The organism is Enterocloster aldenensis (assembly GCF_003434055.1).
Lineage (GTDB): Bacteria > Bacillota > Clostridia > Lachnospirales > Lachnospiraceae > Enterocloster > Enterocloster aldenensis.
Window position 1 is genome coordinate 1 of sequence record NZ_QVEX01000002.1, and the last position, 19,586, is coordinate 19,586.

The 19,586-nt window shown below is 49.3% G+C and carries 18 protein-coding genes and 1 pseudogene; 8 read left to right on the forward strand and 11 right to left on the reverse strand.

The window, feature by feature from the left end:
* Nucleotides 1–283 precede the first annotated feature (283 nt).
* A complete protein-coding gene (locus tag DWX59_RS06340; RefSeq protein WP_117557318.1) occupies nucleotides 284–835 on the reverse strand; it encodes a helix-turn-helix domain-containing protein in 552 nt (183 codons plus the stop codon).
* Between the two features lie 306 nt (nucleotides 836–1,141).
* Between DWX59_RS06340 and DWX59_RS06345 the strand changes: the two genes are divergently transcribed.
* Both DWX59_RS06345 and DWX59_RS06350 read left to right on the forward strand, forming a co-directional pair.
* Complete coding sequence (locus tag DWX59_RS06345) at nucleotides 1,142–1,807, forward strand: SLC5/6 family protein (protein WP_207660403.1); 666 nt, start codon at nucleotides 1,142–1,144, stop codon at nucleotides 1,805–1,807.
* Nucleotides 1,808–1,819: 12 nt separating this feature from the next.
* Nucleotides 1,820–2,401 (forward strand): LysE family transporter, encoded by a 582-nt coding sequence (locus DWX59_RS06350; RefSeq protein ID WP_117557322.1) that lies wholly within the window; start codon nucleotides 1,820–1,822, stop codon nucleotides 2,399–2,401.
* A 390-nt stretch (nucleotides 2,402–2,791) separates the two neighbouring features.
* Here DWX59_RS06350 and DWX59_RS06355 read toward each other — a convergent pair whose 3' ends face one another.
* The 3 genes from DWX59_RS06355 to DWX59_RS06365 form a co-directional block, all read right to left on the reverse strand.
* A complete protein-coding gene (locus DWX59_RS06355; RefSeq protein ID WP_117557324.1) occupies nucleotides 2,792–3,265 on the reverse strand; it encodes a DUF4624 family lipoprotein in 474 nt (157 codons plus the stop codon).
* A 78-nt stretch (nucleotides 3,266–3,343) separates the two neighbouring features.
* Entirely contained in the window at nucleotides 3,344–4,087 is a 744-nt protein-coding gene (locus DWX59_RS06360) for an SIR2 family NAD-dependent protein deacylase (protein WP_117557326.1), read from the reverse strand.
* A 122-nt stretch (nucleotides 4,088–4,209) separates the two neighbouring features.
* Nucleotides 4,210–5,505 carry a galactokinase gene (locus DWX59_RS06365; RefSeq protein WP_117557328.1) on the reverse strand — a complete coding sequence of 432 codons (1,296 nt, stop codon included), beginning with the start codon at nucleotides 5,503–5,505 and terminating at the stop codon, nucleotides 4,210–4,212.
* A 185-nt stretch (nucleotides 5,506–5,690) separates the two neighbouring features.
* On the opposite strand from DWX59_RS06365, the gene DWX59_RS06370 reads away from it, so the two are divergent.
* Nucleotides 5,691–6,749: a tRNA modification radical SAM protein MnmL/YtqA gene (locus DWX59_RS06370; protein ID WP_117557330.1), complete on the forward strand. Its 1,059-nt coding sequence runs from the start codon at nucleotides 5,691–5,693 to the stop codon at nucleotides 6,747–6,749.
* A gap of 88 nt (nucleotides 6,750–6,837) precedes the next feature.
* Nucleotides 6,838–8,034: an NADP-dependent isocitrate dehydrogenase gene (locus DWX59_RS06375; RefSeq protein WP_117557333.1), complete on the forward strand. Its 1,197-nt coding sequence runs from the start codon at nucleotides 6,838–6,840 to the stop codon at nucleotides 8,032–8,034.
* 158 nt (nucleotides 8,035–8,192) lie between these two features.
* On the opposite strand, the gene DWX59_RS28985 is transcribed toward DWX59_RS06375, so the two are convergent.
* Nucleotides 8,193–9,011, reverse strand: a complete 819-nt coding sequence (locus DWX59_RS28985) for a hypothetical protein (RefSeq protein WP_207660404.1) — start codon at nucleotides 9,009–9,011, stop codon at nucleotides 8,193–8,195.
* 130 nt (nucleotides 9,012–9,141) lie between these two features.
* Nucleotides 9,142–9,837: an aspartate/glutamate racemase family protein gene (locus tag DWX59_RS06385; protein ID WP_117557335.1), complete on the reverse strand. Its 696-nt coding sequence runs from the start codon at nucleotides 9,835–9,837 to the stop codon at nucleotides 9,142–9,144.
* A 240-nt stretch (nucleotides 9,838–10,077) separates the two neighbouring features.
* Between DWX59_RS06385 and trpB the strand changes: the two genes are divergently transcribed.
* Nucleotides 10,078–11,304: a tryptophan synthase subunit beta gene (gene trpB, locus DWX59_RS06390; protein WP_117557337.1), complete on the forward strand. Its 1,227-nt coding sequence runs from the start codon at nucleotides 10,078–10,080 to the stop codon at nucleotides 11,302–11,304.
* A 68-nt stretch (nucleotides 11,305–11,372) separates the two neighbouring features.
* Here the strand turns inward: trpB and DWX59_RS06395 are convergent, their stop codons facing one another.
* Both DWX59_RS06395 and DWX59_RS29835 read right to left on the reverse strand, forming a co-directional pair.
* Nucleotides 11,373–12,722 carry a polysaccharide deacetylase family protein gene (locus DWX59_RS06395; protein WP_117557339.1) on the reverse strand — a complete coding sequence of 450 codons (1,350 nt, stop codon included), beginning with the start codon at nucleotides 12,720–12,722 and terminating at the stop codon, nucleotides 11,373–11,375.
* 86 nt (nucleotides 12,723–12,808) lie between these two features.
* Nucleotides 12,809–12,931, reverse strand: a complete 123-nt coding sequence (locus DWX59_RS29835; RefSeq protein ID WP_329827522.1) for a DUF6783 domain-containing protein — start codon at nucleotides 12,929–12,931, stop codon at nucleotides 12,809–12,811.
* On the opposite strand from DWX59_RS29835, the pseudogene DWX59_RS29840 reads away from it, so the two are divergent.
* A pseudogene (locus tag DWX59_RS29840) lies at nucleotides 12,890–13,003 on the forward strand (DUF6783 domain-containing protein); the annotation flags it as partial. The gene DWX59_RS29835 and the pseudogene DWX59_RS29840 sit on opposite strands and share 42 nt — an antisense overlap.
* Before the next feature lie 238 nt (nucleotides 13,004–13,241).
* On the opposite strand, the gene DWX59_RS06400 reads toward DWX59_RS29840, so the two are convergent.
* The 3 genes from DWX59_RS06400 to DWX59_RS06410 form a co-directional block, all read right to left on the reverse strand.
* The gene (locus tag DWX59_RS06400; RefSeq protein WP_117557341.1) at nucleotides 13,242–14,591 is read right to left on the reverse strand and encodes a CapA family protein; all 1,350 of its coding nucleotides are present in this window, start codon (nucleotides 14,589–14,591) and stop codon (nucleotides 13,242–13,244) included.
* A 15-nt stretch (nucleotides 14,592–14,606) separates the two neighbouring features.
* Entirely contained in the window at nucleotides 14,607–15,467 is an 861-nt protein-coding gene (locus DWX59_RS06405; RefSeq protein ID WP_117557343.1) for a DegV family protein, read from the reverse strand.
* A 73-nt stretch (nucleotides 15,468–15,540) separates the two neighbouring features.
* Complete coding sequence (locus tag DWX59_RS06410) at nucleotides 15,541–17,106, reverse strand: hypothetical protein (RefSeq protein ID WP_117557345.1); 1,566 nt, start codon at nucleotides 17,104–17,106, stop codon at nucleotides 15,541–15,543.
* 286 nt (nucleotides 17,107–17,392) lie between these two features.
* Between DWX59_RS06410 and DWX59_RS06415 the strand changes: the two genes are divergently transcribed.
* Nucleotides 17,393–18,130, forward strand: coding sequence for an isochorismatase family protein (locus DWX59_RS06415; protein WP_117557347.1), 738 nt, complete (start codon nucleotides 17,393–17,395; stop codon nucleotides 18,128–18,130).
* 43 nt (nucleotides 18,131–18,173) lie between these two features.
* Complete coding sequence (gene hydA / locus DWX59_RS06420) at nucleotides 18,174–19,559, forward strand: dihydropyrimidinase (RefSeq protein WP_117557349.1); 1,386 nt, start codon at nucleotides 18,174–18,176, stop codon at nucleotides 19,557–19,559.
* Nucleotides 19,560–19,586 lie beyond the last annotated feature (27 nt).

The window sequence follows — 19,586 nt, forward strand, 5'->3', positions numbered from 1 at the left end:
TGCTTTTCAGTACACCCCAACATTCAGTATAGAACCCTTTTTCGTTCCTGCCGGACTTTGACAACACCATAGAGGATTGGCCGAGTAGGACGGCACATAAATCCGATAGTTTCATTATAGGGGGAAATGCGCCCATTTGCAAGCAGGCGGGGAAAGTCTGTGTTTTCTCCCCCTGCACCCTGCTTGCCGCTATTGTTTTAGCGGAAAAAGCCCCTATTCACAATAGACAAATCTCTCTAAAAAAGACACTGCTGCATTGGGAATTGCTCCCTCTGAAACATAATTAGGGATTAAAAAGAATCATGTGCAATATTGCAGATTCATTTCCAATATTTTTGTATGAATGAACGGTATCGGCTCTAATTCGTATGCTTTCGCCCTTTTCAACAACAAACCTTTGGCCGTTAGCATGAATCTCAATTTGGCCCGTGAAGATGGTTATAAATTCAGTGGTTCCCTTTAAATGTGGTTCGGATTCCCAATAACTCCCCTCGTCCAATTCCAGATAGTAAACTGCAAATCTACGGTTATCATTATCCGGGAAAATAGAATAGTTTTTTACTTTTCCGCCATCTTCAAGTAAGGGCTGAATTTCTGATGTTTTGACAATCTCATACGGACTTTTGGGACGAACGGTTAAAGCGTCAAATGGCACTTTCATTCCATTTGAAATCTTCCATAATGTGGATATAGTTGGATTCCCATCACCGCGTTCAATTTGTGCAAGCATACTCTTACTAACGCCGCTCAACTTTGCAAGCTCGTCCATGCTTAATTTATTTTCTTCACGCAACCGCTTAATGTTTTTAGCGACTATCAAATTCATTGAATCCAAAAAAATCGCTCCTTTCTCTTGACATTATAATGCACTAGATGTATTATTGTATCGTACTTGTACGATATAATAATCGTTTTGTACCATTATACAATTTCAATATAGGTTTGTAAAGAGGAAAGGAGCTATATGTGGTAATGGAATTTGCGGTGGGCCGGGCCAGTCAGCGCAGCACTGTCATTTAATATTCTGGAACCAAAAGGCACAAAATGGCACTGGTTTAAGTATGCAACAATCATTGGAAACTATTTGCTGATGATGTTTTATACGGTAATCAGTGGGTGGCTGCTTTACTACTTTGTAGAAATGGTAAAGGGCAGGTTTCAAGGACTTACTTCAAACGAAGTTGCTAACGTATTCTCTGATTTACTGGGAAACCCTAATGACATGATTGTTTGCTCGTTTGTTGTGATTGTCGTTTCATTTGCTATTTGTGCAATCGGTTTACAAAAAGGTGTGGAACGTGTAACCAAAATTATGATGTCCTTATTGTTCTGCCTTTTAATTGTCTTAGCCGTCAGGTCTGTCATGCTCCCCAATGCGGAAATAGGATTGGGCTACTACCTCTATCCCGACTTTGGAACCATGCAAAAAAATGGAGTGCCGGAATGTATATTTGCAGCTATTTCCACTGTCATTGCAGTAATTGAAAATATCGTTACCCATGGAATGGATTTAACGGGATGCAGCAGAAAAAAATCAGCTGCCGTCAATCTTGTATTGCTGTTACTGCTGCCATTACCTTGCGTGTTTGGATTTAACATTTGGAAAAGTTTTGAACCGCTGGGAAGTTTGGTATTCCTCCTATTTTGTACCCGGCGTTGTGGGTGGGGGTGGGATAATTTCCATAAAGAAACAGCTATCGGAAAAGGCTTGCCATATCCGGGCTTTGCAAGAAAGTACATCAGCTATATCCTGCCAATTATTGTACTTGTAATTTTCATAAGTGGTTATTTATCATTGTTGAAATAGAAAGAGGTTACTATGTTTCATTTATATGATTTTCTGATTTATTGCTTTATTACGGCTTACACACCGGGCGCAAATAATCTGCTTTCCATGAGCAATGCAATACGGCTGGGATTCCGTCGGAGTATTCGTTTTAATCTCGGCATACTGGCCGGATTTGCAGTCATTATGTCTGTTTGCACCGCCTTTAGCGCAACGCTCTATTCGTTTCTCCCTAAAGTAAAGATTGTCATGCAGATATTAGGGGCTGCATATATGCTGTACCTTGCATGGAAAGTCTGGAAAAGTTCTTCAGATTTAAGCGCTGACGGCGGCAAGGAGGCCAGTTTTCTTTCAGGTATGGTATTACAATTTGCCAATCCTAAAATTTATATTTATGCCATTACAGCTATGTCACTTTATATTCTTCCAGTTTATCATTCTGTTGCGGCGCTTGTCGGATTTACTGTCATACTAACTCTAATTGGAGCTTCTGGTTCTTTTGTATGGGCGCTGTCCGGAGCGGCATTTTGTAAATTCTTCTCCAAACATACAAGGCTGGTAAATACCATTATGGCCCTTTTACTTATTTATTGCGCTGTTGCTCTATTTCTTTAATTGTTAATCAATATTAAAATCTAATCATTTATTATCTGCCGCACGACGGCAAAAGAAAAAAAGCCGTCGTACAGCGGATATGTTTTATGCCTTTATAGGTACAGCGGCTTTCAAAATCGAGACCGCTGTTTTTATGCGGCTGGTGGAGGGCCGCCAATGAGCAAATACCCATTTTGACATGTCCCCTAACAGGGGGGACAAGCCATAACAGAATAGCGAAAATGTCCATTAGGGCGCAAGTGAAAGGCCAATTACCTATTTTTTATACAGGGAAACCCTTTTCTGAGGGTATAGGTGGGTTACCCTGCCTGCCGCTATTGTATTACCTGTATCCGTATCTGTGCATTTTACCAATAAGGCGAAGTTTAATCAGCCCTATAAACGGGAAGCTTATTTTGAAGGCCTTGATTTTTCTTGAACCAATCCACTTTCAAAAGTAACTTTTACAACAGCATGTTTTATTTTAGTTCCAGTAAACCGTACATCGTACTCTTTCCCTTTTTGTAGATGATTGAACGAAACTGTAACGGTATCACCACTAGCGTTTTCAACCCATGTATTGCTCCATAAGACCTCGTCTGCATTTCTGTCTTTTATTTCCACAATACCACTTTCGCCATCCATCTGAAAATAAACCTCTGCGTCTAAAGTTTCTGTATCCTCGGACACACAAAATAGGCGTCCATTCTCAAAAGGATCTGAATTACTGTAATTTTCATTCATTTCCATTTCAAGAACGGTTTTTTGTGTTTCCTCGGTATCTGATGTATTTGATTGATTAGCATTGGCTTTTTGACACGCTATCAAGCTGACAGCGCTAATAATGCCAACTAAAAAAATAGCAAATTTTTTTGTGCTGAGCATTTCTTTACTTTCCTCACAAACGTCGATTGCCGATTGCGCCTTGTCCGCCTAAGGCGAATACTCCATATAGTCTAATCGTTACCCTTCCCCCACCAACAACGGCAGCACATTCTGGGGAAGGTCATAAACCACCATATCTGCCCTCTCATCCAGCGGCCTGGGCAACCTGTGGATGATAATCATCTTCTTTCCCTGGAAATACCGGATATAATGACTGTATACATCGGAGCGCAGGCTTGTTCCCAGTACAAGGAGTACGTCGGCCCTGGATATCTCCTGTGTGGTGCGGCTCACCATCTGGCTGTCCACCATTTCCCCGTACAGGAATGTTCCGGGGCGGACAATATGGCCGCAGTCCCCACACAGGGGAACGTGCTTTGAATTCTTTATGTATTCCATGGAATAATGCTTCCCGCAATGGGTGCATGTATTTTCATATATCCCCCCATGGAGGTATATTACATTCTTTGTCTCAGCGGACCTGGGCAGGTCGTAAATGCTGGTGGTCACAATACACTGGAGCATCCCCCGCCTTTCCATCTCTGTCAGCGCCTCCACGGACGGGGTCATCCTTGGTATCTTTTCCAATATCTCACGCCTGTAAAAATCATAGAACAGTTCCGGTCTCCTGGAAAAACAGGATATGTGGAACAGTTCCTCCGGGGATTGCCCATACTCCTGCTCAATCTCACAGGCACGTCCCTCCTGTTTAAGTCCAAGGATACCGCCTTCCTCCAGCATTCCGGAACCGCAGACAGCTACCGTATAACTGCTCTCAGACAATGCTTCTTTCAGGAGTTCCAATGTTTCCTTACCTATCATACCGATTCTCCTCCCTATATCATTCCTGAGTCTCATTATACCGCAATGTCCCCCTGGTGACCACTTGATTTTACAATATTTACCGCCCTTTCATCGACAAAATCCGCGGACAGGACTGCCTTTTATTTTATGTATTCATTGACGCAGATGGCTCCGTAAGGACGGATGCCCATCCTGAATGCGCTTCCCTTGCCCGTGCATCCTTCAATGTAACCGATGTATTCATCCACCAGTTCATTGGGCAGCATGGCCATGATGACACCGGCGAACCCGCCTCCGTGGACCCGGCAGGCGCCTTTCTGTTTCTCGGCAATGAACAGTTCCGTAAGGGCCAGGGTCACGGTGATTCCCTGTTCCTGATAATTGCTGTTTGTAAAGCAGTTCTGGAGCCATTTCCAGGAGGAATTGCCGGAAGCCGTGATATTGGCCAGGAAATCGCCAAAGCGGTTCTCCTTTAAGGCAGACACCTCTGCTTCCACCCTTTTGTTCTCCTCAAAGAAATGCAGGGCGCGGAGCACGGAACGGTCACCGGCAAACCGGCGCACCTCTGAAAGGTTGCCAATCACCTCTTCCTCCGTCACCTGTGACAGCACTTCCTTGCCAAAGAACTGGGCCACCTTCTTCATTTCAATCGGAACAGAAGAATAATCCGCGCTCAGGTCCGCATGGCCTTTTCCTGTCTGTACGATGATCAGGCTGTGGTTCTGGGAACCAAAGTCAAAATCAATCTTCTCCACTGCTGGCGCGCTTGGTTCCACAAAATCAATGGTTATCAGTCCGCCCACCGCGCAGGCCATCTGGTCCAAAAGGCCGGAAGCCTTGTCCCAGTAGTTATTCTCGGAGTATTTGCCAATATGTGCATAAGCCACGGTATCCATACGGCCCTCATTAAAAAATGTATTCAGCATGGAGCACAGAAGCATCTCAAAGGATGCGGATGAACTGACGCCTGCCGCACTGATGACATTGCTTGTTATATATGCGTTAAATCCTCCGACCGAATATCCGGATTCCTCAAACCCCTTTAAAAGGCCTTTTACCAGGTCCACTGTCCCTGCCTTTTTCTCACTGGGTTCCAGATGGTTCAGGTCAATGGTAAAGTCCTGGTTATAAGTCTCGCTTACAATATGTACATGGCTGGAGCTGTTCTTTGCGGCAACGCCCACGCAATCCAGGTTAATGCTTCCCGCCAGCACCTTGCCGTGATTGTGGTCCGTATGGTTTCCGCTGATTTCCGTGCGTCCCGGTGAGGAAAATAAAAGGACGTCACCGCTGTCCCCAAAGGCCTTTTCATACCCTTTCAGCAGTTCCTGATACCGCGCCACGTTCCCTGCCACGGCATCCTCTCCGTATAATTTAGCCAGAAGTGTTTTAGCGCCTTCACTTTCCATCATCTGAATGGTCTCATTTACCTTCATGCCTTACCTCTCCTTTATCATACACAAAATCAGGGGATGCCACCCCTGTATGGGATTAGTTTATCACAGCATGGCCTTTGCCCACAATAGGATATTTTATGGCTTTGTATTAATTTTTATGGAAATGCCCCTGGTTTCCTGCTATAATCCAAAAATGAGAAAACCAAAAAGGCGGTGCACCTGGTATGGACTGGAACGGCAAACCTTATCACTCCCTGGATTATGAGCTAAAAAAACAATTCGGACATAAAGTATACAAGCTTTCATTAAACGGCGGCATGACCTGCCCTAACCGGGACGGGACCCTTGGCAGAGGCGGATGTATCTTCTGCAGCGCAGGAGGTTCCGGGGACTTTGCAGCGCCTGTGATGGATTCCGTCCATGAACAGATTGAGGCTGCCAAGTTACAGGTACAAAGGAAAATGTCCGGCCCTGGCTCCTATATCGCCTACTTCCAGTCCTATACCAACACCTATGCCCCTCTCTCCCATCTCAGGACTGTGTTTACGGACGCTGTCCTCCACCCTGACACAGCGGCCCTGTCCATTGCAACCAGACCGGACTGCCTGGGGCCTGACGTGGTGGACCTGCTGAGGGAACTTAATCAAATAAAACCGGTATGGGTGGAGCTTGGCCTGCAGACCATCCATGAGTCCACAGCCCGGTTCATCCGCAGGGGTTATACCCTGCCTGTCTACGAATCCGCCCTTCGCCGGCTTAAGGAGGCCGGGATTACGGTCATAGTCCACGTCATCCTGGGGCTTCCCGGGGAAACCAGGGAAATGATGCTTGATACGGTGCGGTATCTGGCGGGGAATATGAGGGATGCAGACGGCTGGAGCGATATGGCTGGCAGCGGCAACGATGGCAGCAGCTGGAACAGCAGCGGCAACGACGGCAGCAGTTGGAACAGCAGCGGCAACGACGGCAGCAGCCGGAACCGCGGACCGACAGCTGACGGCATAAAGCTTCAGCTGCTCCACATCCTGGAAGGCACTGACCTGGCCAGGATTTACCGTGATACGCCCTTTCCGGTACTTGCCATGGAGGAATACCTTGACCTTGTGATTGACTGCGTGGAACTGCTTCCCCCTGACATGACCATTCACCGGATTACAGGGGACGGTCCCAAAAAGCTTCTGCTCTCTCCCTTGTGGAGCAGGAACAAGCGACTGGTCCTCAACAGCCTTCACCGGAGATTTAAGGAAAGGAATACGTGGCAGGGTAAGCATTTTCCTTTATAAATCCCAATTTTTAGGGAACGAAGCTCTTGTGTTGAAAAGCAATTCGTCGTATACTATAACATAATGCGAAAAATCAGGAGGACACAGTATGGACAAAATTAAGATGACCACCCCCATCGTGGAGATGGATGGCGATGAGATGACAAGGATTCTCTGGCAGATGATTAAGGACAACCTGCTTCTGCCATACATAGACCTGAAGACAGAGTACTACGACCTGGGCCTGGAATACAGGGATGAAACCGATGACCAGGTAACCATTGATTCCGCCAACGCCACCAAGAAGTACGGTGTGGCTGTCAAGTGCGCCACCATCACCCCCAATGCTGCCCGTGTGGAGGAATATCATCTGAAGGAAATGTGGAAAAGTCCAAACGCCACCATCCGTGCCATCCTGGACGGCACCGTGTTCCGCGCCCCCATTGTGGTAAAGGGGATTGAACCTTGTGTGAAATGCTGGAAAAAGCCCATCACCATTGCAAGACATGCTTACGGCGATGTCTATAAGGCATCTGAGATGAGGATTCCGGGACCCGGAAAGGTAGAACTGGTATACACGGCTGAGGATGGAACAGAGAGCCGTGAACTGGTACACAGCTTTAACTGCCCGGGCATCGTACAGGGCATGCATAATGTGAACAAGTCCATTGAAAGCTTTGCCAGAAGCTGCTTCAACTATGCCCTTGATACCAAACAGGACCTGTGGTTTGCCACCAAGGATACCATTTCCAAAAAGTATGACCATACCTTCAAGGATATTTTCCAGGATATCTTTGATGCGGAATACACAAAGAAATTTGAGGATGCGGGAATCACCTATTTCTACACCCTGATTGATGATGCGGTTGCCCGTGTCATGAAGTCCGAGGGAGGTTATATCTGGGCCTGCAAGAACTATGACGGCGATGTGATGAGTGATATGATTTCCTCAGCCTTCGGTTCCCTGGCCATGATGACCTCTGTCCTGGTGTCACCGGACGGTAACTTTGAGTATGAGGCTGCCCACGGAACCGTGCAGCGTCATTACTACAAGCACTTAAAGGGCGAGGAGACCTCCACCAACTCCGTTGCCACCATCTTCGCATGGACAGGCGCCCTGCGCAAGCGCGGGGAGCTGGACGGCAACCGGGAACTGATGGAATTTGCCGACAGGCTGGAGAAGGCTACCCTGGATACCATTGAGGAAGGTGAGATGACCAAGGACCTGGCCCTGATAACCACCAATCCCAATCCGGTGGTGCTGAACAGCGGGGACTTTATAAAGGCGATTGCGCGCAGGCTATAGATATTGGTAATTATCAAATTAAATTAAAAATAATAAAACAGTGTGCATGGCGTATGGATATTATATCAGCCAGGCACACTGTTCTTAGTTTGAAAGATACTCCCCACCTATTGCTATACAGAGATACAGACGCTTTAGCACTGAGGGCGGCGCCTGGTTCACCCAATAGCACCTGTCGGAATACTTGCCGGAGAAGCGTATCTAAGAACAATCCTCTGACTGCAATATCCCATAGGAATTTCAGTTTCTTTATCCACCACTTCAATCCAAATGGTAACATCATGATTGTTGCAAAATTGTGACAGCTCATAAGCAGATAAGCCTTCCCCGGTAAAATCCATATTGTACTCCCTATCGTATTCAAGTGGATAAACCACAGTCTCCTTCAAGGACATGATTTGACCATCTGGATATATTATGCCGCGAAGCCATATCTCATGACCGTCAGGATTAATATTACATTTTGAACTGGGCAAGTGGAATGTGCCTACACTGTCATCTAAAATATAACACAGTTTACCATGATGGTATTCACTTTCATAGAGAGGAACCGGCTCGCCTTCAATCGCTATGGATGCGTTTTCATTCCAGCACCGTATGCCATTATTACTGATTACTTTGGGCTCTGCATTACATTTTCCATCCTCGTCCACCTGGTATCCATCCGGGGTTATTGTGTCAGAAAGCATATATCCATTATGATCAAAATAGTAGCATTCGGATTGTATTATAATCCATTCATCATATGGATAAGAGCCATCATAATATTGATACCACCAGCCATTGGCGTCCTTTTGCCACTGTCCGGCAAATGCAGTGAAACTCATACTGATTGTTAATAATGCAGCCAGGATGATTCTTTTCATAGATACCTCCTTATTGATAAAAGAGAGATTATTACTTCCCTCAATTTTGCTGTTTTTAGCATATTCAGGCACGCACAGCTCATTATTTCCATCCCTATAACATTGCCTCACATCCCGTCCCCCTAAACCCCCGTTATCCCGGACAGTATTTCCTCTATCTGGCCTCTGCCTGAATCGGGGACTGTGATTATAAATGCCTCCATCCTCTGGCTTTATTTATATTCCGGCTGTCTCCCGGTTCCTACCCAATGATTATCTCCTCCACCAGCGCCTGCACATGTATCTTCATGGTATCCAGGCAAGGCACCGGGCAAATCCGGTCATCCAGGGCCAGCGGCAGTTCGGTGCAGCCCAGGATGATGGCCTGTATCCCATCTTCCTCCACCATTCTTCTTATGATCCTCACAAGCCCTTCCCGGGTCCCTTCCCTGACATCCGCAAATTCCAGCTCCGTATATATCTTCTCATTGATATATGCCATCTCCTCTTCCCTGGGGCTTATGACCTGGATTCCCTTTTCCTCAAAGGGCTTTTTAAAAAAGCTTCCTTTCATGGTAAATATAGTCCCCATCAGCCCCAGTCTTGACAGTCCCCGTCTTTCCGCTTCCTCGCAGGCAGCCTCAATAATACTTACCAGCGGAATGGGCGTTTGCTGCTTTAACTGGTCAAAGACAATATGCGGCGTATTGGCAGACAATGCGGCAAACTCTGCCCCTGCCGCCGCCAGATTCCTGACTGCTGCCAGCAGATACCCGGTCAGTTCATCGTACCGCCCTTCATTGCAGAACCTCTGGATGTGAAACACATCCACACTTTCCAAGGAAAGAAAAGGCAGTACATTGCTGCCCATCCTCTCACGCACCCCATAGATGATCCCCCGGTAATAGGGAACAGTGGATTCCGGTCCCATTCCGCCCACCAGCCCTAGTTTTTTCATGGCATATACCTCCTTTGATCCTGCCCTGCAGACCTTGCATGCAGCTAAAAGCCATTGTCAGACACGCCTCTATCCGGACGGGCGGTCATGATTGGCTGACCATGCCGGAAATAAGGCTGTTTATGCTTATATATAAAAGGATACTACTGACAGGAGTTGTTTTCAAGCTGAAATGCGATTGAAATGTCCCCTAAATAAAGTTATAATGGATAACATCACCATACGTTAAAGGAGAAAGATATGGATTACAGGACATATTTAAAGAACTATCCCGATAAGGACGGCCGTTTTGGCCCTTATGGGGGCGCTTACCTGACCGATGAGCTGGTCCCTGCTTTTGAGGAGATTGCAGACGCCTACCAGACCATCTGCCACTCTTCCCAATTCATCAATGAACTGCGCAGGATACGCAAGGAGTTCCAGGGCAGGCCCACACCGGTTTACCACTGCGAGCGGCTGTCCAAGAAAATCGGGAACTGCCAGATTTACCTGAAGCGGGAGGACCTTAACCACACCGGCGCCCACAAGCTGAACCACTGTATGGGCGAGGGCCTTCTTGCCAAATTCATGGGCAAGAAGCGTCTGATTGCAGAGACCGGCGCCGGACAGCACGGCGTGGCCCTGGCAACGGCCGCCGCCTTCTTTGGCCTGGAATGCGAGATACACATGGGCGAGGTGGACATTGCAAAGCAGGCGCCCAATGTTACCAGGATGAGGATCCTGGGCGCAAAGGTGGTACCGGTCACCCATGGCCTTAAAACCTTAAAGGAAGCAGTGGATTCGGCATTTGAATCTTATGCCAAAAACTATAAGGACTCCATCTACTGCATCGGTTCCGCCTTAGGTCCCCATCCATTCCCACTGATGGTGCGGGATTTCCAGTCAGTTGTGGGATATGAGGCCAGGGACCAGTTCTACGAGATGACAGGCATGCAACCGGATGAAGTATGCGCCTGCGTGGGAGGAGGCAGCAATTCCATCGGTATGTTCATCCCATTTTTAGACGACCCGGTTGACATTACCGGAATCGAGCCTCTGGGAAGAGGCGAAAAGCTGGGCGACCACGCAGCCTCCATGAAGTTTGGCGAAAAAGGCATCATGCACGGCTTTGAAAGCATCATGCTGAAAGATGAAAATGGCGAGCCTGCCCCGGTTTACTCCATTGCCAGCGGCCTGGATTACCCCTCCGTTGGACCGGAGCACGCATTCCTCCATGACCTGGGACGGGTGAGATATGAGACGGTCAGTGATGAGGAAGCCATGGAAGCATTTTTCAAATTATCCCGGTACGAAGGAATCATCCCGGCCATTGAAAGCTCCCACGCCGTTGCCTACGCCATGCGCAGGGCAAAGGAAATGAGGCAGGGCTCCATCCTGGTATGCTTAAGCGGCAGGGGCGACAAGGATATTGATTATGTGGTTGAACATTATGGTTACGGGGAACAGTTTTTAGATGGACAGGAATAGGTGATGCCTAGGATTTGTTTGAAAATGGACAGGAGGCCTGCAGCGGCCTCCTGTTTTCCATATACTTCCTATTTATGAATATTAAAATATACCTGCCCGGCTTCCAGGGGAATACCTTTTGCAGCATACATCTCGCTGACCGTTACAAACTGGTAACCCTGGGCAGCCAGTTGGGGGATTGCGGCCTCAAATGCTTCCGCCGTTGAGGGATAAAGGTCATGCATCAGTATGATGCTTCCATCCCTTGCCTGGGATAACAAGGCGGAAAGAATGGCATCCTTATCCTTACTGGACCAGTCTTCCGTATCAATATTCCACTGAATCATGGGATAGGATACAAGCCCTGATACCTGGCCCTTAAATGCGCCGTAAGGCACCCGGACCAGTTTGGGCCGAAAGCCGGTCACTGCCTCCACTGCGTCATTGGTCATCTCAATCTGGGAAATGACTTCCTCCGGAGCCAGATTTTCCAGGTTTTTATGGTTATATGTATGATTACCGATCTCGGACCCGGAATCGTGGATCCGTTTCAGGGTATCTTTATAATCATTGACACGGCTTCCCACAATGAAGAACGTGGCCCTTCCTCCATACGTATCCAATACATCCAGGATTCTCTGATCCACCTTGGTAAAAGGACCGTCGTCAAAGGTAAATGCAATCATGGGTTTTGTCCCATCCACAGGCCCTGGAATGGATGACAGTTTTCCTGCCATATCAACGCTTCCTGCCGAGGATGCGGCTGCCGGCGGGCCTGCGGCCACGGCCGGCCCGCTTTCACTGCCCAATCCTCCCAGCGGCTCAATGGTCTTAGGGTCCGGTGCCAGGGCTTTCCCTGCGCCATCTGAAACAGCGTTTCCCTGGAGGACGCCGGGAACCGACGGAAGGGTCTGATTCTGTCCAGGACCTGTGAGCTCTGCCTGTTCCGGGGAATTGCCCCTGCCATCTGACGGACCTTCGTTTTTTACATACGTGCTGTCTGAACCGCCGCTGCCTGAACCATCGCTGTCTGAACCACCGCCATATGGATCTGTCTGATTTATATCCTTTTCTCCGTCAGGACCGCCATTCCTGTCCTCACCGCTTCCACCCGGCCCTGCAGCCCCGTTTCCGCCAGTTCCTTCCCCCTTGTTCCTGCCTGCCCCAATCACAGCTGTCCAGCCGGATGTGGCAAGGCCACGGTTACCGGCATATAAATTTTTTCCATAATATAACAACTGCACCATACAGAACACTGCCACCAGAACAATGGCAAGGGTTCCACCAAACCGCAGGGTTGAATGGAAGCCTTCCCTGCCCATGCCGACACGGCGTGTCCTGCCTGGCCGCCTCCTGGTTTTGAAGCCGGCAGGCCTTTTCTTATATAAGGATTTTGCACCGGCATGTTTATCTGCCCTTTTTTTTGTGTTGTAAATCATCTATATTTATCTCCTGTACAGGGTAATTTAATCACTTTACTTTATTAGACGGAATTAGATGCCAAAAAGTTTCACATTCATAAAATTCATGCTGCTTTAGGGTGTGTTTGAAAATTGCTTTCCGTCAGCTGTGCGTCCCACTTTGTGGGAGATTTGGTCCCGATGAGGGAGGCGTAGCGGGCTACGTTGACCGAATTGGGACCAAATATGCCGCGAAGTGGGGCGCGCAGATGGCGGGAATGAATTTTCAAACAGACCCTAGACCAGCCTTTCCATTGTAATCTTATGCAGGGATCCTGTCTATGGATTTAATGAAATTGAAAGAATAGTGTCAGAAAGTGGATTGGGAAACCTGAACAAAATAAAAAGGCCCGGACACATCACGGACCAAACGAACGTTCCTTTCATACAAAACAACCCTACGGAGACAGAAAGCAATGGACCGGGATGCAAGACAACAGTCCGGGGATAGGACTGCCTTCCTACCCCCGGACTGCTCCGGGAACACTGCTTCCCGGACTATTCTCCGGATAATGTCCCTGTTTCCTCATCCACCGCCACATCATACGATATGCTGGTCATATACTGGTAAAACCCCTGCTTTTCTGCATCATCGGTCATGGCGCGCGTATATCCGCCTGAGGAAGTGCCGGGCACCAGTTCAAGGGAAAGGGTCACGCCGTCCCAGTCAGCCTTAAGAAGCGCTGTCCTGGGGATGCTGCTGCCAAATATGAAATTGCCAAGACTGTATATGATTGGCTTCCCTTTATAATATTCCATTCCCTGAAGCACATGGGGGTGGCTGCCGATTACCATGTCGGCTCCTGCATCGATATACTGCTTTCCCATGGTCCTCTGGTAGTCCTGGGGGCGTTCATCCCGCTCGATTCCCCAATGCACGTACACGATAACAAAATCACATTCTTCTTTGGCTTTCCTTATCTCTTCCAGCAGAAGGGCCGGATCATAGGTGGTCAGCATGCCCGGACCATTGGCAGTTGCATTCCACGACCCCACGGGGATTACCCTGGATGCCCCCAGGAATCCAATTTTCTTTCCTTTTATTTCCATGATGACCGGCCTTTTGGCCTCATCCAGGTTGGCGCCTGCACCTACCCTGTATATTCCGGCCTGGTCCAATGTATGGCATGTATCCAACAGGGCATCGGTCCCAAAATCCAGGGCATGGTTATTGGCAAGGGTCACGATATCAATTCCCAATTCCTGGAATATGGATACCTTCTCAGGTGGCAGACGGAACGTAAACTGCTTATCCGCAGCAGCCGTCCCCCTGCTGCTGAAGGGAAATTCCTCATTAGCCATAAATACATCGCTGCTGTCAATGACGGAACGGAATGTCCCATCCACCACACCGCTTATATCCCCAGCCTTGTTATAGGCGCCCAGCACATGATCTGATAATAGTATGTCCCCGGCAAATACAAAATGGATGGTGGAATCATCTGTCCCATCCGCACCAGCGCCCTTATCGCCCATGTCCTGCCCGCTCCCGGCTGTTCCCAAACCATTTTCCAGGGAATCCCCGGCCGTTCCGGGCCCCTGTCCGTCCCCTGCATCTGCCGGCTGTCCGTCCGATGCAGGGTCCCATGGCCCGCTGCTGTCCCAGGGTTCGTTCCCGCCCCGGTTTCCATGCAGGCTGTCCCCATCTTCCGGCCTGCCCTCTGCCAGGCCCCCATGCCCTGATCCGCCGGGTACTCCCATATCCGGCGCGCTGTCTTTAAAGGCGCCTATATCCTCTGCCTTCACGTATCTGTCATGTACAGTGCTCCACACAAGATATCCTGTTATTCCTGCCAGCATGATTCCTAGGATAATCACAGCTGTCAGCATTATGTTCCTTTTGTCCATTCAAAACCTCTTGCGTTAAATTGCCAGGATGATTCCCCCGTCATTGGCATAGACAGTGGCCACCCCGGCTGCGGTTGTAATCAGCACATCCTTAAACTGCCCTCTCTTCATAAGTTCTGCCCTTGTATACTCTGCCCGCTCCGCGTTGTTCACATGGCAGACCACCGCCACCTTATCCTTTGTATCGCCTGCCTCTTTTACCGCGATATCACACATGCGCTGAAGCGCCTTATTGATTCCCCTGGCCTGGTCCAGCTTGATGATGACGCCTGAATCAGCGCCCATGACCGGCTTGATATTAAGTGCGGTTGCGAAAAATGCCTGCAGTCCTGAAAGCCTTCCGTTCTTGCGCAGTGTATCCAGGCTCTCCAGGACAAAATAGGTATGCATCCTGTCCCTGAACCCAAGGGCTTTCTCAAGGACCTGGCTGAATTCCAGCCCGGCTTCACAAAGGCTTTGGATGAACAGCCCGATATTAAGTTCACCTGAGGACGCGGATAAGGAGTCTATGACAGCTACCTGCTTTTTCTGTGCCTGTTCGCCTTTTTCCGCCTGCTCTTCCTCATACAGCTTCTTGGCCAACGCCGCTGAATTATAACTGCCGCTCAGATGTCCGGACAGGGTAATCACAAACACGCCCTCTGCATCCGCTGCCTCATATGCTTCCTTAAATGTCTCCGGTGAAGGGCACGCTGTCTTCGGGCATTCCGGGCAGGCCTTTACCATATCTATGAATTTCTTCTGATTAAATGTCTCATCATCCACCACGGTGGCAGTGCCCACCTGCAGTGTAAGCGGTATCATCTGGAATCTGGAATCCTTCTTTAACTCGTCTGTCAGGTCAAGACAGCTGTCTCCAATTATTTTGTAGGTCATACAAAAGTCCTCCGGTTTCTTTTCCATGTTTTTAACATGTAGTATTGATTACTACTTATTATAACAGTATGCATTATAAAAAGCAATCCTTAATGTAGCCAATCAATGACCGAAGGACAGACAGCACGGCATCCCTGTCCTTGCGGGCAGGCGGGACCCTGCGCCATCCCTGTTCCAGGGTGATATAGGCTGCGCCGGACAGGGTGGACTCGCGGCAGACCCTAAATCCCTGCGCATCCATCTGGACCATCCACGAAGTGCCGTGGCACCAGCAGTTTATGTCCGGCAGGCAGATATCATCCGTCCCGTCCGCAAGAAACAGACGGTAGGAAGGGAATTGTTCCATACGGCCGGCTAATTCCTCCAGCCCCCTGGCATAATGAAGCGGGGAAATAACCACCTGGCGGCCGCAGATAAGTGACAGGCTGGTGCTTACAAAACGTGTCCGGATACGGCGTTTCATTTCACCCAGCTGCAGGATCTGGATGATTTCCTCCCCTGTTCCCGGCGGATGAGTCGGCAAAAACCCGCCCTCCAACTGCCCTTCTGCCAGGCATCCTTCCTCCCCCCGCCCTGCTGCCGGATGTCCCCCCGCCAGCTGCCCTTGCGTCATCCGGCGAAGGAACCGGTTCACCTGCCTGCACCGCAGCGCGGCCAGTCCTGATATCCCATTTTCCTGGAGGATATCATTCATCAGGGATTCTTCCACTGTCATGAATGCAGGCGCCGGGAGATAGGATAAAAGCTTTTCCCCTTCCCGGGCCAGGCAGTCCAGGCCGCTGATTGTCTCATGTTCCATATCAATGGTCAGTTCCGTGAACATGGGGCGGCAGCTGGTGAGCACCATATGGAACACGTTCCTGTGCTGTAGGATGGAATATGCATCCGTAAAGACCGTGGTGGAGGTCTGGTCCGTGGCCATTGACATCCCGGTAACACTCATTGCATGTTCCAGGATGAAAAAGGAAAACCAGTATATGTTTTCATCATAATACTGATGATAATACCAATGCGCATTGCGATGGAATATAAGCGGGCTGCACATCTGGAAAAATGATACAAACCTGTCAACGGAAACGGAAAAGTGCAATGCTGCCCGGAATGTAAATCCCCGGTCCAAGAGCTTAAGCATCCGTCTGACCCAGGTCCTGGCATAGGCAGTATCTTCCAGCAGCCACCGGCTCTGTTCAGAATCCACATATAACATCTCGCCAGGCTCCTCCATGGCCTCGGCCACATCCAGGAGGTCGGATATTGCCTGCCGTCTTCCTTCCGTGCTGGTATAGACAGCTATTTCCGCCGTACATACCGCCTCTGTCCTAAGGGTAAATGCCCTGGGTACGGTAAAATGACGGTCAGTCAGGACCCGCCTTAAGAGGATTGCCGTATCCATGGGCGCCTTTGCCTCCTCCAGGGGAATCAGGGAACGCAGGGCATCGCACAGGGCTGCCCTGTCCTGCTCCAGGAACATCTCACAGATATCCTCGAAATACACGGACTTTACATGCAGGCGGCGGTTCCCGCTGCGCCATTTGCTGACCAGGCTGGCATCCACATGAAGCCTGCGCGCCAGGCCTGCCGTGGAAAGGCCCAGCCTGTCCATAAGATACCCCAGGGTTGACAGTTTCTTTTCGGTCATGGTAATTTCCTCCTCATGATATTTTTGTTTTCACATGGCAGACAGCTGTCACGGTACAGGGCCTGACAAAAGCCTTAAATCCCTTTTCAAATGAATTTCACATTGTTATACTATAGACATGACGGCGATATGCACAAAACGTTATTCATACAACGGCTTTTATTCGTTATTTTTACCACATGTGCGCCTGGTCCGGAACAGGCACCGCGCCAGTCATCTGTGAAAAATATATGTTAAAAGATATGTGTCAATACTATGCACCCAAAAAGAAAGGAGTACATACTACATGGCAGAAAATAAGGATTATAAGTTTGTGGACCATTATGAGTTTGATGAGGAACTTCTTAAAAAGGCATTTGCTGAGGCACGTAAAATCTATAAAGAGCGTGGTTTCATGCGCAAGATGGGATTTGGAAAGGCGCCTGCCATCACCACCGTGGACATGGCAAGGGCATGGATGAGTGAAGGTCATCCATTTACCTGCGACCATTCCGAAGAGGTCTGCGCCAATGCCCTTAAGGTATTGGAAGCCGGGCGTAAGTCTGGCGTCCCCATTTTCCATACTACCACAGGATATATCGGAAAACAGCAGTGGGACCTTCCGCGCTGGGACGAGAAAATCCCCATGAGCGCCCTGGATATCAACTCCGAATGGCTGGAGATTGACCCCAAACTGAAACCTCTTCCCGAGGAGCCGGTCATCCATAAGAAATACGCGTCGAATTTCTTCGGGACCCATCTTGCCCAGACCCTTAATTTCCTGGGCGTGGACACCCTGATTGTCATGGGTGCAACTTCCTGTGCCTGTGTGCGCCACACGGTCATGGATTCCACCGGTTATGGGTTTAAGACCATTATACCCGAAGGAACCGTGGGCGACCGTGTTCCGGGTGTGATTGAGTGGAACCTGTTTGATATGGAAGCAAAATTTGCGGACGTGGTTCCTATTGACGAGGTGGTCAGGTATCTGGAAGGAATTGATTCCAGCGTATACACCAAACACGAACGGTCCTTGGACCAGTAATGATTGATTCCTGGCGCATCATGCATCCATGAAAGGAGTTAACATGAGCCTTCTGATTAAAAATGGAACCATTCTCACAGCTACCAGCGAATTCACAGGCGACCTCTACATTGAAGGAGAAACCATCCAACAGATTGGATACAACCTAAAGGCGGATGCTGACCGGATTGTGGATGCCACAGGCAGATACATACTGCCGGGAGGCGTGGATGAACATGTCCACTACGGCTCCTTTGGAGGACGGCTTTTTGAAACCGCCGAGGCAGCGGCCGTGGGCGGGACCACAACCATTGTGGACTTTGCACCGCAGGAAAAGGATGTGCCTCTTTTGGACGCCATCCGGCGGCAGGCCGCAAAGGCGGAGCATATCTCCTCTGTGGATTTTGCATTTCATGCAGTCATCATGGACCCCAAGGAATCTGTTTTTGAGGAAGTCAGGCATCTGCCGGAAGTGGGCGTGGCCACACTGAAACTGTTCATGGCATACAAAGGCACTTCTTTTTACTGCGACGACGAGGCAATCTTAAACGCCATGATGCGCGCCAAAGAAGCGGGTGTAACCATGATGGTCCACGCGGAAAATGCAGATATCATAACCATCCTGACAAACCATTATTTAAGCCAGGGAAAAACATCCCCTGTCTACCACTATCATGCGCGGCCTCCCATTGCGGAGGAAGAGGCAACCGGCCGTGCAATCGCACTGGCCAAGGCCGCTGACTGCCCCCTTTTCGTGGTTCACGTAAGCGCTAAGGAAGCCATGGAGGCAATCCGTGAAGCACACAACCAGGGTTGGCCCATCTTTGGAGAAACCTGTACCCATTATCTGACCCTTACCACTGATTATCTTGACAAGCCTGGCTTTGAAGGCGCCAAATACATATGTTCGCCGCCTCTGCGGCCCCAGGAGCACGTGGACGCCATGTGGCATGCCGTGCGCGAAGGATGGCTTACTGCCGTGGGTTCCGACCATTGCGCCCTGGACGGCGGTTATGAAGGGGCCAAGAAAAAGGGAACCAATTTCTCCAATGTCCCCAATGGCTGCCCCGGTGTCCAGGACCGTCTGGCCCTGCTGTGGACCTATGGTGTGTGTGCGGGAAAGATTACACGCCAGAAATTCGTGGAATTATTTGCAACCAATCCCGCCAAGGTGGTGGGGCTTCCCGGCAAAGGCGAACTGCGGGTGGGCGCTGATGCGGACATTGTCATCTTCGACCCTGAATGGAAGGGCGTGATTACCAACAAGGACAGCCTTCATGGAATTGATTATGAGCCATTTGAAGGATTTGAAATCCAGGGACGCCCTGAACAGGTATATCTGCGCGGCAGGCTGGTGGCCCAAAATGGTGTGTTCGTTGGCGGACAGGGAGGGGGACAATGGCAGAAATGCCAGCCCTACGGCCTGTGTTATGATTATTATCACAAATAAATGACCCCTGCATAGTATCCATATGCC

Excerpts from the sequence above, each read along its gene's own strand:
- DWX59_RS06360 (WP_117557326.1), bottom strand. The coding sequence starts at position 4,087 with ATGATAGGTAAGGAAACATTGGAACTCCTGAAAGAAGCATTGTCTGAG.
- DWX59_RS06385 (WP_117557335.1), bottom strand. The coding sequence starts at position 9,837 with ATGAAAAAACTAGGGCTGGTGGGCGGAATGGGACCGGAATCCACTGTT.
- DWX59_RS06355 (WP_117557324.1), bottom strand. The coding sequence starts at position 3,265 with ATGCTCAGCACAAAAAAATTTGCTATTTTTTTAGTTGGCATTATTAGC.
- DWX59_RS06400 (WP_117557341.1), bottom strand. The coding sequence starts at position 14,591 with ATGGACAAAAGGAACATAATGCTGACAGCTGTGATTATCCTAGGAATC.
- DWX59_RS06375 (WP_117557333.1), top strand. The coding sequence starts at position 6,838 with ATGGACAAAATTAAGATGACCACCCCCATCGTGGAGATGGATGGCGAT.
- DWX59_RS06345 (WP_207660403.1), top strand. The coding sequence starts at position 1,142 with ATGGTAAAGGGCAGGTTTCAAGGACTTACTTCAAACGAAGTTGCTAAC.
- trpB (WP_117557337.1), top strand. The coding sequence starts at position 10,078 with ATGGATTACAGGACATATTTAAAGAACTATCCCGATAAGGACGGCCGT.
- hydA (WP_117557349.1), top strand. The coding sequence starts at position 18,174 with ATGAGCCTTCTGATTAAAAATGGAACCATTCTCACAGCTACCAGCGAA.
- DWX59_RS06365 (WP_117557328.1), bottom strand. The coding sequence starts at position 5,505 with ATGAAGGTAAATGAGACCATTCAGATGATGGAAAGTGAAGGCGCTAAA.
- DWX59_RS06415 (WP_117557347.1), top strand. The coding sequence starts at position 17,393 with ATGGCAGAAAATAAGGATTATAAGTTTGTGGACCATTATGAGTTTGAT.
- DWX59_RS06350 (WP_117557322.1), top strand. The coding sequence starts at position 1,820 with ATGTTTCATTTATATGATTTTCTGATTTATTGCTTTATTACGGCTTAC.
- DWX59_RS06405 (WP_117557343.1), bottom strand. The coding sequence starts at position 15,467 with ATGACCTACAAAATAATTGGAGACAGCTGTCTTGACCTGACAGACGAG.
- DWX59_RS06395 (WP_117557339.1), bottom strand. The coding sequence starts at position 12,722 with ATGATTTACAACACAAAAAAAAGGGCAGATAAACATGCCGGTGCAAAA.
- DWX59_RS06410 (WP_117557345.1), bottom strand. The coding sequence starts at position 17,106 with ATGACCGAAAAGAAACTGTCAACCCTGGGGTATCTTATGGACAGGCTG.
- DWX59_RS06370 (WP_117557330.1), top strand. The coding sequence starts at position 5,691 with ATGGACTGGAACGGCAAACCTTATCACTCCCTGGATTATGAGCTAAAA.